14 protein-coding genes and 3 pseudogenes are annotated in these 14,102 nt (G+C 63.2%); 6 read left to right on the forward strand and 11 right to left on the reverse strand.

The window, feature by feature from the left end:
* Nucleotide 1 precedes the first annotated feature (1 nt).
* The 4 genes and pseudogenes from ACF0H6_RS10505 to gluQRS form a co-directional block, all read right to left on the reverse strand.
* Nucleotides 2-772 (reverse strand): serine hydrolase domain-containing protein, encoded by a 771-nt coding sequence (locus ACF0H6_RS10505; RefSeq protein WP_395249545.1) that lies wholly within the window; start codon nucleotides 770-772, stop codon nucleotides 2-4.
* Between the two features lie 13 nt (nucleotides 773-785).
* Complete coding sequence (locus ACF0H6_RS10510) at nucleotides 786-1,130, reverse strand: serine hydrolase domain-containing protein (RefSeq protein ID WP_395249546.1); 345 nt, start codon at nucleotides 1,128-1,130, stop codon at nucleotides 786-788.
* Nucleotides 1,131-1,139: 9 nt separating this feature from the next.
* Nucleotides 1,140-2,153: an NADP-dependent oxidoreductase gene (locus tag ACF0H6_RS10515; protein WP_395249547.1), complete on the reverse strand. Its 1,014-nt coding sequence runs from the start codon at nucleotides 2,151-2,153 to the stop codon at nucleotides 1,140-1,142.
* Nucleotides 2,154-3,063 (reverse strand): annotated as a pseudogene (gluQRS, locus tag ACF0H6_RS10520) (tRNA glutamyl-Q(34) synthetase GluQRS).
* Between the two features lie 430 nt (nucleotides 3,064-3,493).
* Between gluQRS and ACF0H6_RS10525 the strand changes: the two are divergent.
* Genes ACF0H6_RS10525 through ACF0H6_RS10535 form a run of 3 tightly spaced genes read left to right on the forward strand, consistent with a single transcriptional unit; the run spans nucleotide 3,494 to nucleotide 4,563 of the window.
* Nucleotides 3,494-3,952, forward strand: a complete 459-nt coding sequence (locus tag ACF0H6_RS10525) for an Lrp/AsnC family transcriptional regulator (RefSeq protein ID WP_395249548.1) — start codon at nucleotides 3,494-3,496, stop codon at nucleotides 3,950-3,952.
* Nucleotides 3,953-4,009: 57 nt separating this feature from the next.
* Nucleotides 4,010-4,291 (forward strand): type II toxin-antitoxin system Phd/YefM family antitoxin, encoded by a 282-nt coding sequence (locus tag ACF0H6_RS10530; protein ID WP_395249549.1) that lies wholly within the window; start codon nucleotides 4,010-4,012, stop codon nucleotides 4,289-4,291.
* A 5-nt stretch (nucleotides 4,292-4,296) separates the two neighbouring features.
* Nucleotides 4,297-4,563, forward strand: coding sequence for a type II toxin-antitoxin system RelE/ParE family toxin (locus ACF0H6_RS10535; RefSeq protein ID WP_395249550.1), 267 nt, complete (start codon nucleotides 4,297-4,299; stop codon nucleotides 4,561-4,563).
* Between the two features lie 37 nt (nucleotides 4,564-4,600).
* Here the strand turns inward: ACF0H6_RS10535 and ACF0H6_RS10540 are convergent, their stop codons facing one another.
* A complete protein-coding gene (locus tag ACF0H6_RS10540) occupies nucleotides 4,601-5,056 on the reverse strand; it encodes an Lrp/AsnC family transcriptional regulator (RefSeq protein WP_395249551.1) in 456 nt (151 codons plus the stop codon).
* Between the two features lie 103 nt (nucleotides 5,057-5,159).
* On the opposite strand from ACF0H6_RS10540, the gene ACF0H6_RS10545 reads away from it, so the two are divergent.
* Nucleotides 5,160-5,795: a LysE family translocator gene (locus tag ACF0H6_RS10545; RefSeq protein ID WP_395249552.1), complete on the forward strand. Its 636-nt coding sequence runs from the start codon at nucleotides 5,160-5,162 to the stop codon at nucleotides 5,793-5,795.
* Nucleotides 5,796-5,849: 54 nt separating this feature from the next.
* On the opposite strand, the gene ACF0H6_RS10550 is transcribed toward ACF0H6_RS10545, so the two are convergent.
* Entirely contained in the window at nucleotides 5,850-6,851 is a 1,002-nt protein-coding gene (locus tag ACF0H6_RS10550) for a hypothetical protein (RefSeq protein WP_395249553.1), read from the reverse strand.
* A gap of 197 nt (nucleotides 6,852-7,048) precedes the next feature.
* Between ACF0H6_RS10550 and ACF0H6_RS10555 the strand changes: the two genes are divergently transcribed.
* Nucleotides 7,049-7,522 (forward strand): DUF4383 domain-containing protein, encoded by a 474-nt coding sequence (locus tag ACF0H6_RS10555; RefSeq protein WP_395249554.1) that lies wholly within the window; start codon nucleotides 7,049-7,051, stop codon nucleotides 7,520-7,522.
* Nucleotides 7,523-7,615: 93 nt separating this feature from the next.
* Here ACF0H6_RS10555 and ACF0H6_RS10560 read toward each other — a convergent pair.
* The 5 genes and pseudogenes from ACF0H6_RS10560 to ACF0H6_RS10580 all read right to left on the reverse strand — a co-directional run bounded on the left by ACF0H6_RS10560 (nucleotide 7,616) and on the right by ACF0H6_RS10580 (nucleotide 13,386).
* Nucleotides 7,616-8,223, reverse strand: a pseudogene (locus ACF0H6_RS10560) (response regulator).
* 58 nt (nucleotides 8,224-8,281) lie between these two features.
* Nucleotides 8,282-9,706, reverse strand: coding sequence for a histidine kinase (locus tag ACF0H6_RS10565; protein ID WP_395249555.1), 1,425 nt, complete (start codon nucleotides 9,704-9,706; stop codon nucleotides 8,282-8,284).
* Between the two features lie 165 nt (nucleotides 9,707-9,871).
* Complete coding sequence (locus ACF0H6_RS10570) at nucleotides 9,872-11,065, reverse strand: NADP-dependent malic enzyme (protein ID WP_395249556.1); 1,194 nt, start codon at nucleotides 11,063-11,065, stop codon at nucleotides 9,872-9,874.
* Between the two features lie 238 nt (nucleotides 11,066-11,303).
* Nucleotides 11,304-11,906, reverse strand: coding sequence for a TetR/AcrR family transcriptional regulator (locus tag ACF0H6_RS10575; RefSeq protein WP_395249557.1), 603 nt, complete (start codon nucleotides 11,904-11,906; stop codon nucleotides 11,304-11,306).
* Nucleotides 11,907-12,024: 118 nt separating this feature from the next.
* Nucleotides 12,025-13,386 (reverse strand): annotated as a pseudogene (locus ACF0H6_RS10580) (MFS transporter).
* 161 nt (nucleotides 13,387-13,547) lie between these two features.
* Here ACF0H6_RS10580 and rraA point away from each other — a divergent pair.
* A complete protein-coding gene (gene rraA, locus ACF0H6_RS10585) occupies nucleotides 13,548-14,030 on the forward strand; it encodes a ribonuclease E activity regulator RraA (RefSeq protein ID WP_395249558.1) in 483 nt (160 codons plus the stop codon).
* Nucleotides 14,031-14,102: the final 72 nt, after the last annotated feature.

Here is a 14,102-nt window from a genome sequence, read left to right on the forward strand (position 1 = left end):
CCTACTGAGCCAGTTCGGTGACTGCCTTCCGCACCGCGGCGCTCAGCTCGAGGTTGCGGCAGCCTGCTCCGCCTGGCTCAGCCTGGCTCGGCACGTACCCGAAAGCGAGTTCATGCACAGGGTCCGCGAACCCCAAAGATGCGCTGGCGCCGTCGTGCCCGAATGCCCGGTAGCTGCCGTAGGGCGAGCGTGCGTGCGATTTCATGAACACCGTGCCGAAGCAGCTCGTCTCGCCGAACACGCGGTCGATGCCGAAGACTTGCTCGGCCGTGACCGTCTGGATGGTCTCTTCACTGAGGAGGGGCGCGACGGCGGGACGGTCGCCGTCGGCGGCCAGCCCGGTGAGTGCCGCAGCATAGACGCGGGCCATGCCCTCGGCGCTGGCAACTCCGGCGGCGGAACTCAGTCCGGCGGCGCGGACCTCCCGGATGTTGGGCAGCTCCAGGATGTCGCCCACTTGCGAGTTGACCGCGAGACCAAAGTGGCTGGCTGGGTCAGTCCACGGGGCGGAGGGATCTGCGGCCCACCGGAGGGTGGCATAGCGCGAATCCTCGGAATCAGGCAGACCAAGGAAGAAATGGGCGCCCGTGACCGAGCGGATCCGCTGCTCGTAGATTTCCTGGAGCGTGGAACCGGTGATCCGCCGGCACAGCTCTTCCATGAAGACGCCGATGGTCAGGGCGTGGTATCCGAAAGCGGTCCCGGGCTTCCAGAGCGGCCGCATCTGCGCGAGTTTGGCGGCGGCCAGTTCGGAGTTGTTGTATTCCGCCAAGGCAAGGCCGCCTTCAATTCCCAGGAAGTCCTGCTTGGTGCGAGAGGAGTTGGGCCACGGTGATGGCGGCTTTTCCTTCGGCACCGAATTCAGGCCAGTACTTGACCACCTCGGCCTCGAGGTCCAGCAGGCCCTCCTGGACCAACAGTGCGATGACCAAGCCGGCCACGCCCTTGGAACAGGAGAAAACGCCGGTCACCGAATCCGGGCGGCGGTGCGGTCCACCGCTGATATCCAACACTTTGACGCCACGGTGATAGGCCGCGAGCTGGGCTGAATATTCCGGGTCCTCGCCAAGGAATCGGCCTAAGAGTTCGGCGACGGGTTCGAATCCAGGGGCAATTTTCTGTGCGTCCACCCGGACAGCCTAGCCGCGAGTGTCCATGGTCACCACGATCTTGCCCTTGGCACGTCCCTGCTCCACTGCCGCAAAGGCGTCGGCAATCTTCTCGAGAGGGTAGCTGCTGTCCACCACGGGCTTCAGCCGACCTTCAGACACCAGGCTTGCCAGGAATCCCAGATCCTCGCCGCTCGGGTGCATGAACAAGTAGCGGTAGCGGACCTTCGCATCCCTGGCGCGCCCGCGGATCCCAAGGCTGACTACCCAGAACAGCGCGGTCATCCACGCCGGGGCGGCAAGGTCCTTCAAGGCCGTTTGCGGTTCGGGCATGCCGGCAACGCTGACCACTTTCGAGCCGGGTTTGAGGATCTTGAGGGTCTGCTCCAAGGTCTCGCCGCCGACGAGATCCAGGGCGGCATCAAAGCCGCTGAGGACTTCGGCCAGGTTTTCCTTCGTGTAGTCGACGACGGCGTCCGCGCCGAGCCGCCGCACCAGCGCTTCTCCGCGGGGAGACGCAGTGGTGGTCACCTCCGCGCCAAAGTATTTGGCCAGTTGGATGGCAACGGTTCCCACGCCGCCCGCGCCGCCAGAGATGAATAATTTCGTGCCGGGTTTGATTTTGAGTTCATCACGCAGCGCCTGCAATGCGGTGAGGCCCGCAAGGGGAAGGCTCGCGGCCTCGCCGTAGCTGAGCGTTCTGGGCATGAGCGCCACAAGCTCCTCATGGACGGCCGCGTGCTCGGCAAATGCTCCCAGCCGGGTCTTGTCCACGCGGGCGAACACCCGGTCTCCCGTCGCAAAACTCGTGACGCCGGGGCCAACCGCCTCGACGATTCCGGCCAACTCGCTGCCAGCCACCAGCGGCAGCCGGGCCCTGGTGATCACCCGCACAGCCCCTTCGCGTTGTTTGTAGTCCACGGGGTTGAGCCCCGCGGCAAACACTCTGATGAGGACCTCCCCGGGGCCGGCGATCGGCTTCGGGACGTCCTGCAGCTCCATTGCGTCGGCGCCGCCGTAACGGGTCAGCACATAGGCGAGCACTTAGGCCTCTTTCCGGAGGGTCGATTGTCCATGGCCATTCCAGATCCACGGACTGCGCGGCAGGCGGTCCGGATGAAAACTGTCCAAGGCGCCACCGAGCGGTCCTACTGGCAACCCTATCGATTCCAGGATCACGTCCCGCACCGCCCCGGCGGACATCCCGACGGCGGCAAGATCGCCCAGCGTCACGGCACCGTCGCGCTTAGCTAGCCGGGCGCCGTCGGGGTTCAGGACGAGCGGAACGTGCGCGTACTGCGGCACAGGCAGACCCAGTAAATGGGCCAGGGTAGGCCTGGCGGGGTGTGGAGGACAGGAGGTCGTCACCTCGCACCACTTGGTCTACGCCTTGCTCGGCGTCATCCACCACCACGGCCAAGTTGTAGGCCGTGACGCCGTCGTTTCGACGGAGCACAAAGTCATCCACCACGCCTTTGTAGCTACCGTGCAACTTGTCCTCCACAGTCCATTCATGTGTTTCGGAGCGGAGCCGGACGGCGGCCGGGCGCGACGCCCTGCGGATCTCGAGCTCCGCCGTCGAAAGGTTCCTGCACGTCCCCGGGTAGGCACCTTGCGGAGCATGCGGAGCGGACGGCGCCTCTTGGATCTCTCGCCGCGTGCAGAAACATTCGTAAGTCAGCCCGGCGTCGGTGAGCCGGTCGATGGCCGCGTTGTACAGCCTGGCGCGGCCTGTCTGGCGTACGATGTCGCCGTCCCAAGTCACGCCGACTGCCTTCAGGTCGCGGAGCTGCACTTCCTCAGCGCCGGCGCGGGCACGGTCCAGATCTTCAACGCGCAGCAGGAAATCGCGGCCGGTGGAACGCGCGAAGAGCCACGCGAGCATGGCGGTGCGCAAATTTCCCACATGAAGCTCGCCGGAGGGGCTCGGAGCGAAGCGGCCAGCGGAAGTCATGGCACAAGACTATGCGTCCTTGCCTGCCGGGCGCCCGGGTGGTGCGGCACGACGGGCCGGCAGCACCGTTCGCGCAACACAAGAGCCCCTCAGCTACCGGAACGCGTTCGGTGGCTCAGGGGCTCTTGCGGTGGTGCCGGCATTGGGCCGGCGGAGTGCGGAAGGACAATGCGTGAACAAGAGTCGATCAGCGGCTGCGTCCTTGCGGGACTGTGTTTCGGTGGCCGGGTGGTGTGCCGGGGGTCCGTAGCCTGCGGGGTCCGGCGGTAGCCATTCCCTTTGTTGCCACAATTTCAACAGAGACGATGCAGTTGGCGCAACGGATGCTTTTGCTATTGATCAGTTTGACTAATTCTTTGGCAAGAGGGAGACAATGGATGGTCACTTTGCCGTAATTGGTTCGGCAGGGTGCGGGGAGAAAGCGGTAGCTGTGCAGGAATTGGACTCGACGGACAAGCGGATCCTTGCCGCGCTCGACGACGACCCCCGGGTGCCCATCATGGTCCTCGCCCAGCGCTTGGGCTTGGCCCGCGGAACGGTCCAGTCGCGCCTGGAGCGGATGACGGCGTCGGGCGCCCTGCGTCCCAACAGCAGCCGTGTGCTGCCCTCCGCGCTGGGCAGGGGCGTCGCCGCGGCAGTGAGCGCGGAACTGGACCAGAGCCGGCTGAACGAGGCCATCGCGGCCCTGCGCGAGATCCCCGAGGTGCTTGAATGCCATGCACCCGCCGGGGACACCGACCTCATCATCCGCGTGGTCGCCACAAGCCCAGACGATCTCTACCGCGTTTCCGAGGAGATCCGGCTGTGTCCGGGAATCGTGCGCACGTCCACCAGCATGTTCCTCCGTGAGGTGATTCCGTACCGGACCACAGGGTTGCTGGAGACGTGAAGAGTCTAGATTTATTCAGACCTTCCCATGACCATAATTAAGACCTAAACTGTCTATATGCAAACTCTACCCCTCTCCACAGTGAAGGCCAGGTTGTCCGAACTCGTTGATGCCGCCTCGGTGACGCATGAGCAGGTGGTCATCACCAAGAACGGGGTCCCTGCCGCGGTCATCATCGGCACCGATGAATGGGAGTCCTTGCAGGAGACTCTTTTCTGGCTTTCGCAGCCGAACGTGCGCGAAGAGCTGGCCGAGGGTAGGAAGGAAGTGTCCGAGGGCCGCGGCATCTCCGAAGAGCAGATCCGGGCCGAGTTCGGCGTCCCGAAGCGTCGGAACTAAAACGGGTGGCATATGAGGTCGTCTTTTCGCCAGGCGCCCGCCGGGACATGCAGCGCATTCCACCCCGGATCGTCCCAGCGATCGTCGAGTTTGTCTACGGAGACCTCGCCCGGAACCCCCAGCGGGTCGGCAAGCCCCTGGAGCGCGAACTTGCTGGCTACCATTCAGCCAGGCGAGGGCCCTACCGGGTTCTGTACGCGATCGATGAGGGCAAGATTGTGGTCGAAGTTCTCAGGGTGGACCACCGCGCCGACGTCTACAGGCCTCGCTAGCGGACCACGGCCGCTTCCGCGCGGAGCACCAGTGTGCCTACACCGGCGGCCCGGCGTTCGATTTCAGGTTCTTCATCACCAAAGTTGAATTGAGGCGCTCGACGGCGGGGAGAGCCGAAAGCTGGTCGTCGTAAAAGCGCTGGTAGGCAGGGAGATCCGCGGCGATCACCCGCAGGAGATAGTCCGGAGAACCGAAGAGCCGCTGCGCTTCGACAATGTTGGGTATGAGTGCCACCCGGTCTTCGAATTCCGACATGGTGGTGCGATCGGCCTGGCGCAGGGTGACAAAGACGATCGCCTCGAAACCCAGGCCAATGGCGGCTGGATCGATGTCCGCCCTATACCCTCGTATCACCCCGGAAGCCTCCAGATCCCGCAGCCGCCGGTGACACGGAGCCACCGTCAATCCCACCTTGGCGGCGAGCGCCGTGGCAGTCATTCGGCCATCCTCTTTGAGGTAGCGCAAAATAGTTCTATCAATTCCATCAATCACGCAATTATCTTACCGATTCCTCGGCAAGGCGGGCTAAATATGGGAACACTTATGGGCTGATTTTCCATAGGGTTCATGGTGTAAACACCAGCCAGGAGCAACCATGAATCCCCACCTTTTCCTCGCCTTCGTCATTGTCTCCGTCACTTTGGCGTGCACCCCGGGGGTCGACTGGGCGTATTCGATCGCTGCAGGCCTGCGGCAGCGCAGCTTCATCCCCGCCGTAGCCGGCCTGTGCAGCGGATATGTGCTCCACACGGCCCTCTTGGTGGCCGGACTCGCAGCCCTTTTGACGGGCGTTCCGGGACTTCTCGGCTGGCTAACGATCGCGGGAGCAGCCTATTTGCTCTGGCTTGGCGTCAGCACCATGCGCTCGTGGCGGGGCGCGAGCTTCAGTGCGGAAGACGCCGTCGGGCAGTCCCGGAACCAGTTGCGAACCTTCCTGCAGGGAATCGGCACCAGCGGCATCAATCCCAAGGGACTGTTGTTCTTCCTGGCACTGGTGCCCCAGTTCGTGAGCCCGGAAGCGTCTTTGCCGGTTCCGGTGCAGTCGGGTGTACTGGGCCTGACGTTCGTGGTGTTCGTTGCGATCATCTACACAGCGGTGGCTCTAACCTCGCGAAAGCTACTCCAGTCCAGGCCTTCCGCCGCACGGGTGGTAACGCTCGGCAGCGGGATCATCATGGTTGGACTTGGTACCGTTCTGCTGGCTGAGCAGCTGCTGCCGCTCCTCAGGTGACGCTCAGGCCACGCAGGATCGCTCTGGCGTTCCCCTCTTGAGCCGAGGGGCTTGCTAGTCGCCTGGCTCGCCGAAGTCCTTGTTCCACAGCCGGCGCACCTCGACGTCCTTGCGGATCCCGTCGACGGTCTCCAGCTCGGATCGCTGCCTCCCGCCACGCCGTTTGCGGGTGATGGCGCCGGGAATGGATGGACGGGGGCTGAGCGTCCTTCGCCCGACGTCGAGCATTAACAACGCCCTGTCCGTAAGCGCATCATTGCGCAGGGCGAGGCTTGTCTTCTTCCTCCGGAGCACCTCCCCGAGCGTGGCTTGAGCCGCCACCCGCTCCCCGAACGCCCTGAGCGACTGCGCCCGTATCAGCAGCAGCGCCGCCGAGAGGTCGTCCGCGTTGCGGAGCCCTTCCGTCCAGGTGATGACGTCGGCATGCCGCTCGAGTGACGCCGCTACGGTACAGCGGGCCAACGCGGTGGGCAACGACGGCGGCAGGCTGGCCAATACGTCGAGGGCCTCTTCCGTCTGGCCTGTCTCACGAAAGCAGTGCGAGAGGGCCAGGAACACGGATTCCTCGCTGAACAGAATCGGAACGTCAATCCGCTCGGCAACCTCAACCCGGGTGACCACCCGGCCAAGGTAACTGCCCGAGAACTGGCTGGCAGCGTCGTCGATCCGTATGGACAACCCCCGCTGCAGCAGCTCCGACGCCCGCAGGTATCCACCGTGCTTGTACGCAAGCAGCCCTGCAATCACGTAACACAGGCCAGCCCAGCCTGGGTAGGTGCGGGCCACGCCGATGAGGCTGTCCGGCTCCGTGCTGGTGAAGATGGCGTCGTAGACCGACTTCGCGGTCTTGCCGGCCAGGCGCTTGAGCTTGGGAACGTCCCCCGCGACGTCGATCCGGCCGGCGGCCTTTCCCTTCAGGACACCAGCGATCGCATCATTCAGGCCATCGGCCAGGCCGCTCACCGAGGTGCGGACATGTCCATTCCGGAACGGTGTGATGTCCCTGGTATCGGCAAAAATCGCACCGCGGACTCCTGGAGCCGATGGCTCACTCACAGTTGCCCTGCCATCGCAGGATAAAGCGTCGCAGAATTGGGCATCACAGAACCATGCTAGCTGCGCTTGACCCAGCCTCTCCCCTCTATTTCCGGGGTTTTCGGGAGTAAGATATCCTCGTCGGCAGGGTTCCGACTCCTTGCCGCGATGCGGCCCTCCATTTGAGGGGCCGAGAAAAATCGTGATCGGGAGGAGCTATGACCACTGCTTCACACCCCGCGCAGCACCACCATGTGATGGGGCTGACGCTGCACAACACAGCACTAGGTTTGGGCTGGGTTTTCCTGGCTGTTGGCGTCCTGGGATTTATCCCGGGCATCACCAGCAATTACGGCGCCATGACCTTCGCAGGACATGACTCGGGCGCCATGCTTCTTGGAATATTCCAAGTATCCGTCCTTCATAACATCGTCCATTTGCTGTTCGGTGCGGCAGGTCTTTACCTGGCCAGGACCGGCAGGATGGCGCGCGGTTACCTCATTGGCGGCGGCGCAATCTACCTTGTCCTCTGGATCTACGGCCTGATCACCAGCTCGAATATGAGCGCCGACTTCGTGCCGATGAACTCTGCGGACAACTGGCTGCACCTGGTTCTTGGCGTTGCCATGGTTGGCCTGGGCCTCTGGCTTGGGCGGGACGCAAGAGAGGAGATGAAGGGCCGCGCCATGTAGCGCACCCTGACTCTGCAGCACCACCTTGCAGTTGCACGACGGCGACCGCCCCTTTTGGGGGCGGCCGCCGCCTTTGCGTCCGGGGTTTGTGCGTCAGCCGAGGAGCCTGTGCTCGTAGGCAAATGCCACGAGTTGAAGCCTGGTGCGCAGTCCGAGCTTGCCGAGCACGCTGCGCAAGTGGGTTTTCACCGTCGCCTCGGAGACAAAAAGGCTCTCCGCCATTTCTGCGTTACCAAGCCTTTGGCCGCGAGGAGGAACACATCCCGCTCGCGGGGCGAGAGTTCGTCCATCACCGCCAGATCCGGTCCAGCCACCGGCACTGTCCTGGCTGCGTGCTGGAAGAGTTCGTGGACCGAGCCGGGCGCGATCACCGAGTATCCGGAATACACGGTCCGGATGGCGGCCAGCAGGAATTCGGGTTCCGCACTCTTGAGCAGGTATCCGCTGGCGCCCGCCTGTACTGCCTCAACCACGGCTTGGTCCCTGTTGAACGTCGTCAAGGCAATGATCTTGGGCTTGTCCACTCCCGCGGCATCGGCTTCTTCCGTGATGCGCCGCGTGGCCGCAACGCCGTCCAACACGGGCATCCGAAGGTCCATCAACATGACATCCGGCCGCTGCTTGGCCGCGAGCGCCACGGCCTGCTCGCCGTCGTCGGCCTCCCATGCCATGTCCATGTCTGCTTGGCTCTGCACTAGCATGCGGATGCCTGAGCGGAACAGCGGCTGGTCGTCCACCAGGGCCACCGTAATGTGCGATTCAGCCACGTTTTACGCTTTCCCGCTCAATGGTTTCCACCTTAGTGCCCGACGACGGCGACGAGCCTTCGAGGGCCAGCGCCGGCTCTGGCCGGGGTTCCGGGCGGAACGGTGCGTTCTCCTGGTCCGTTTCCGCTCCGGTTTCCGCGCCCTGTTCCGATGCGCCGTCAACGGGGCGCGGAACCGAACGCGAGCCGTACGGGATGAAGACCGTCACGCGGAATTGCTCACCGTCTGGCCCGGAGCTGAGCCAACCTCCGGCGAGGTGTGCACGCTCCCGCATTCCGGGGATGCCGCGCCCCACCCGCTCGGCCGTGCCGCCGTCGTCCGTCCCCCCAATTGAAACGGACGCCGGCAATTCCGACGCAACGTGCATGGTCAGCCCCGGGCCGCTCCAGTCGAAGTGGAGGCGTACGGCCGTGCCGCGTCCGCCGTGTTTGAGCGCGTTCGTGAGGCATTCCTGCACAATCCGGAAGACCGCGAGTTGCTGGCCCGCGCCCAGCTCAACCGGCGCACCCGTCTCGCTCTGCTGGACCTTGAGGCTGCCTTGACGCATCCGCTCAACGAGAGGCCCGACGTCGGTGAGCCGGGGCTGCGGGGCCACCAGACCGTCGTCGCGGACTCCTTCAATGACCCGTTGGGCGTCCACCAGGGCGCGACGGGCGGAGACTGCGATATTTTCCAAGGCATCAAGAACTGCTTTGGGTTGGTCCTGGCTCAAGTAGCGCGTGCCATCCGCCTGCGCAGCGATGACCGCGAGCGAGTGGGCCAAAACGTCGTGGAGGTCGCGGGCTATCCTCGTTCGTTCCTGCTCCACGACAAGTTCAACCTCGGTTTCCTTGAGGCTTGCCTGGGCGAGGACCTTGGACTGGAATAGCTTGCCTCGGTCCTCGTACAGCGCCAAGGCAATACCGACTGCGGAGCAGCCCGCGGCGATCAAAATCAGGACTGAGAAGAGCTGCCAGCCGAAGTAGCTGAAATTGAAGCGGTCCCCGAAGGGCATTCGCGGGAACCAACCAACGCCCCAGCCGTATCGCCACGACACGATCAAAACAGTCATGCCGGCAGCGAATGCAACATTGGATGCTACGGCAATGACTCGTTGCCTGCCGGATCCGGTCCACAGTATGAAGGCCAGCCCAATGAATGAACCGATGTAGATTGCCCAATGATCGTCCCGAGGCGGAGGGAGGACATGGGTCAATTGACCGAGCAAGAGGATGGCCGTAAACCCCAGTGACACATACGGCTTCCACGCCGCCACTCCAATGGCCAAGGCAATTAGGACGATCATCCAGGTTCCGGGCCAATAGCTGAGCCACCACGTCCCGACCCTTCCTGCCTCGGCCACGCACCACAGGGCGAAGAAAATGACGGCCGCCGCGGGGGCGCCCCAATGCCGTACAACTTTCAGTGTCTGTTCCATGTCAGCCACCCTATCCACGGCCATGGAGGCGACAACGCCGATTCTGCCCACCAGCGTCCGATCTCCACCCGGAAGCCAGCGGATTCATCCTCGGAGCCAGAAACGACGGCGACGCTCCCCAGCACGGGGGCGTCGCCGTCGTCGGCTATTGCTTGGGGTCCGAAGTTACTCAGCCGCGGCAGCGACCGCCGCGGTCACCGCGGGGGCAACGCGGGGATCCAGCGGGCTGGGCACGATGTACTCAGCGGAAAGGTTTTCATCTGCCAGCGCGGCGATGGCGCGGGCCGCGGCGATCTTCATGGCCGGTGTGATCCGGCGCGCGCCCGCATCCAAGGCTCCGCGGAAAATACCCGGGAAGGCAAGGACGTTGTTGATCTGGTTCGGGAAGTCGCTACGACCGGTGGCCACGACGGCGGCGTACTTGACGGCAACTTCCGGCAAGACTTCGGGATCCGGGTTGGACAGCGCGAACACGATCGAACCTTGATTCATGAGCTTCAAGTGTTCTTCAGCAAGCTTGGACGATGAAACGCCGATGAACACGTCGGCGCCGTGGAGGGCTTCGGCCGGTCCACCGGAAAGGGCGCGAGGGTTGGTCCGCTGCGCGAAACGGGCTTTGACGCTGCCCGAATCGGCAACGAGATCGGCGCGCTCGGCGTTGATGATGCCCTTCGAATCCAGCAAGACGACGTCGTTGACACCCGCGGTCAGCAGGATCTCGGAGACGGCGATTCCCGCCGCACCTGCACCGGAGACCACGACGCGAAGCCCGGAGAGTTCACGGCCGGTCACCTTGGCAGCGTTCGTCAGGGCGGCAAGAACCACGACGGCGGTGCCGTGCTGGTCATCGTGCATGACGGGGCAGTCGAGGGCTTCGATGAGCCGCTCTTCGAGTTCGAAGCATCGCGGCGCCGAGATGTCCTCGAGGTTCACGGCGCCGAAGCTCGGCCGCAGCCGGACCAGGGTCTCGATGATTTCGTCCACGTTGGTGGTGTTGAGGACCAAGGGGATGGAGTCGAGATCGCCGAAAGCCTTGAAGAGTGCGGACTTCCCCTCCATGACTGGGAGGGAAGCGCTGGGTCCGATGTCACCGAGACCGAGCACCGCGGTGCCATCACTGACAACAACCACCAGGCGCTCGGCCCATGTGTGAGTACGGGCAAGTTCCGGGTTGGCGTGAATCGCACGGCTCACCTCGGCGACCCCGGGGGTGTAGGCAATGGAAAGGTCACGCTTGTTCAAGAGCGGCACGGTACTGGAGACGGAAAGCTTGCCACCTTCGTGGGCAGTGAAGATTTCCTCTTCGCTCAGCGCCAGGGCGGTCAGGTTCTGTTCAGGGGTGATGGTTTCGACGGACACGTCGTTGTCTCCTCAGGCTAGCCGCGTACTCACGGCACAATTCGGGCAGGTATCGAGGTTTCGGTACGAACCATGGGTGGCTGGTCCGAGCTGTGAAACTCCTGCGGATATGGGCTGCTAGCCGCTTGGGTCCTGCCTTCGTAGACAGGGGCTTGATAGGAAGACTAGATACATCTGGCCATAAACACATACTTTTGCTCGTAGTGGTCTAGACCAATTACGGCGAGTTCCGGAATAACTACGCTTCCGCGATCAACCTGAAAGCGTTCTTGAGGTCCTTCTCGGCGTCGAAAAGTGAGAGCCTGCGGCAGTTGACGGAGTGGACCAGACCACTCACCACGTGCAGCAGGATCTTCGCCCTGCCGGCGTCGCCGATCGCAGCCGCAACTATCCCGGCGGAGAGCACTTCGATATCACGCAAAAGCGTGGGGATGTCACCGTCGCGGGTATCCCAAGTACGGGACAGGCAGTGCTCGACGGCGGGCTGCATGACCCGCATGTGGAAGATCTCCATCCCGAGTCCGATGACTTCCTGCTGGCTGGATCTCGAAGAGGCCGGCTTGGCGTCATTAAGTTCGCGGAGCTGCTGCCGGTAAACCGCGAGCATCAGGTGGACCGTGGACGGGAAGTAGCGGTACAGCGTGCCCAGCGGAACGTGGGCCCTGGTGGATACGTCCGAAAGGCTCACGGTATCGAACTGCCGCTGGGCGAATCCTGCGGCAGTCTTCAATATCCGGGCGTAGCGTAGTTGCTGTCTCGGCGTGGTGGGAGCAGCCGCCATCTGGGGCAACCCCGCGGCCAGATCCAGCGAATACGGTTCCAAGGAGTTCGGTTCGGACATTTCCGGCGTTCTGTTGGTTGGGCTTCGTTCTGGGAGTTACCGCGGGCGCAAAAAGGCTACGCGGTCCTGACAATGATACGGCAGCAAGTTGTCAGTTCCCTGAGAGCGGGCTCCCGCCCTACGTGACGCTTTTGATCTTCACTACGAATACAGCTCCTAGTAACCCAATGACAGCTGCTGCCACATACAAGGAGACGTAGCCGCCCCAGAACGCCACAATCGGAAAGGCGATGGACGGGGCGATTACCTGCGGCAAGGAGTTGGCCACGTTGATGATGCCAAGGTCCCTTCCCCGGTCCAACGCAGTCGGCAGCACCTGGGTGATGAGGGCAAAGTCGACCGCAAGGTAAGCACCGAAGCCGACGCCCAGGACCATCGCGCCCGCAATTGCCCCAGACCAGTGGAGGAACGAAGCCAAGGATCAGGCTGGCTACCGCAATCACCACGGAGGACGTAATCACCAACGGCTTGCGTTTGCCCATGCGGTCACTGATGGCACCACCAACAACACTCGTGACAATCACCATGACGGCATAGAGGCCGGTAAGGATGAGGACACCGAACTCTGGCTTGATGCCCTGGGTCGCTTCAACGTGGACCGCGTCCTGGAGGAAGAACAGCAGGTACAACGTGACCATGTGGTTGCCGATGTTGACCAGCAGGCGGGTCAACCAGGCCCACGCGAAGTCCGGATACTTGACCGGCGAGATCCAGAATCCCTTGACGAAAGTCCACAGCTTGAACGGTGGCCTGCCCTCCTTCGGGAGGGGGACATCATCATTCTTGAAAAAGTAGAGTACGACGCCGGCAAGCAGCGCTGCGGCGCACACGACGTAACCGAGGGCGAAGTTCCCCGAAACGGCTGACGCGATCACGGCACCGGCGAGAATGCCCACGGTCTGGCCCATGGCCGCAAGCCCACCGACAGTGCCACGCTGGGGCACCGGGACCCGGTCCGGGATGGCCGCCGTCACGGCCGCATACGCACCGTTGCATCCTGCCTGAACCAGGCACCACAGGACGGTCATGACCGCGACGTTGGGCGCGCCTGCCAGAGCCACCAAAGCTGCGGCGCCCATGGACCGGCGCCGAAGAGAACCCAAGGTATGCGCCGCCCGAACCGGGACGTGGTGCGGTCACTGAACGCACCGAAGAGGGGGTTCGACACCAAGGACACCGCCGCGCCACATCCCGTGACAAGCGCAAGGATGGCCTCCTTGTGGCCTTCGTCAAAGTGGATGGCCTGCTGCCCGAGCAATACTTGGATGGGGCCGAAGAACGCAGCGTTGATGCCCACATTGACGAGCACCACTCCGGTGACCCACAGCGAGCGGACGCGCTCCACGGGCTCCGCGAGCGCCGTCGTCGGGCCCCCTGTTTGGCCATGACCGTGGGCAGGATCGTGAGCAGGATCCGTCACCGGTCTCTTAGGCACTGAACCTCTTTTAGGCACCGAACCGGGCAGATCGGACAAGTTCATGACCGCGCTCCCCTCGCTTCTGTACGTGTGGATTCAGCGTAGCGCTGCGGGGGGGCTCGCTCGGATGTCATAGAAGCGCATATGTGGATAACTGCGGCCGGCCCCGCTAAGGCGAGTCCGGACGGGTTAGGGTAACTTCAACGGAGCGAGGAGGATCAACGATGAACAAGCCAGCAACGCCCATCAACACCGCCGATCTTTACGACGAGCGTGCCGAAGATGTCGAGTCCATCTCACTGCAGTTCCAGGACCTCGGCGGCGCCTCGCACTTCAACGGCCCCGTACGCACCATCAAATGCTTTGAGGACAATGCCCTCGTGAAGGCCGTCCTGGCTACTCCCGGCGAAGGTGCCGTGCTGGTGGTGGACGGCTATGGCTCACTGCGTACCGCTCTGATGGGGGACATGATCGCCGAGAGCGCCGTCGCGAACGGCTGGGCCGGCGTCGTGATCAACGGAGCCATTCGCGATCGGGTGGCGATCGCGAAGCTGCCTTTGGGCGTCAAGGCCCTCGGGAGCAACCCCAAGAAAAGCTCCAAAGTGGGCCGTGGCGAAGTGGACATCCCCTTGGTGATCGAAGGCGTGCATATCGAACCGGGCAACCTTATCTACTGCGATCCTGACGGGATTCTGGTCGAGCGGTGACAAATTTTTCTTCATTCGGGTAAACAGGGAATACAGGAGCGATTAGGATAGTTACTGAAAGCAACTATCCTG

It is taken from the genome of Arthrobacter sp. NA-172, assembly GCF_043952055.1.
Classification (GTDB): domain Bacteria; phylum Actinomycetota; class Actinomycetes; order Actinomycetales; family Micrococcaceae; genus Arthrobacter.

Excerpts from the sequence above, each read along its gene's own strand:
- ACF0H6_RS10530 (WP_395249549.1), top strand. The coding sequence starts at position 4,010 with ATGCAAACTCTACCCCTCTCCACAGTGAAGGCCAGGTTGTCCGAACTC.
- ACF0H6_RS10545 (WP_395249552.1), top strand. The coding sequence starts at position 5,160 with ATGAATCCCCACCTTTTCCTCGCCTTCGTCATTGTCTCCGTCACTTTG.
- ACF0H6_RS10555 (WP_395249554.1), top strand. The coding sequence starts at position 7,049 with ATGACCACTGCTTCACACCCCGCGCAGCACCACCATGTGATGGGGCTG.
- ACF0H6_RS10565 (WP_395249555.1), bottom strand. The coding sequence starts at position 9,706 with ATGGAACAGACACTGAAAGTTGTACGGCATTGGGGCGCCCCCGCGGCG.
- ACF0H6_RS10575 (WP_395249557.1), bottom strand. The coding sequence starts at position 11,906 with ATGTCCGAACCGAACTCCTTGGAACCGTATTCGCTGGATCTGGCCGCG.
- rraA (WP_395249558.1), top strand. The coding sequence starts at position 13,548 with ATGAACAAGCCAGCAACGCCCATCAACACCGCCGATCTTTACGACGAG.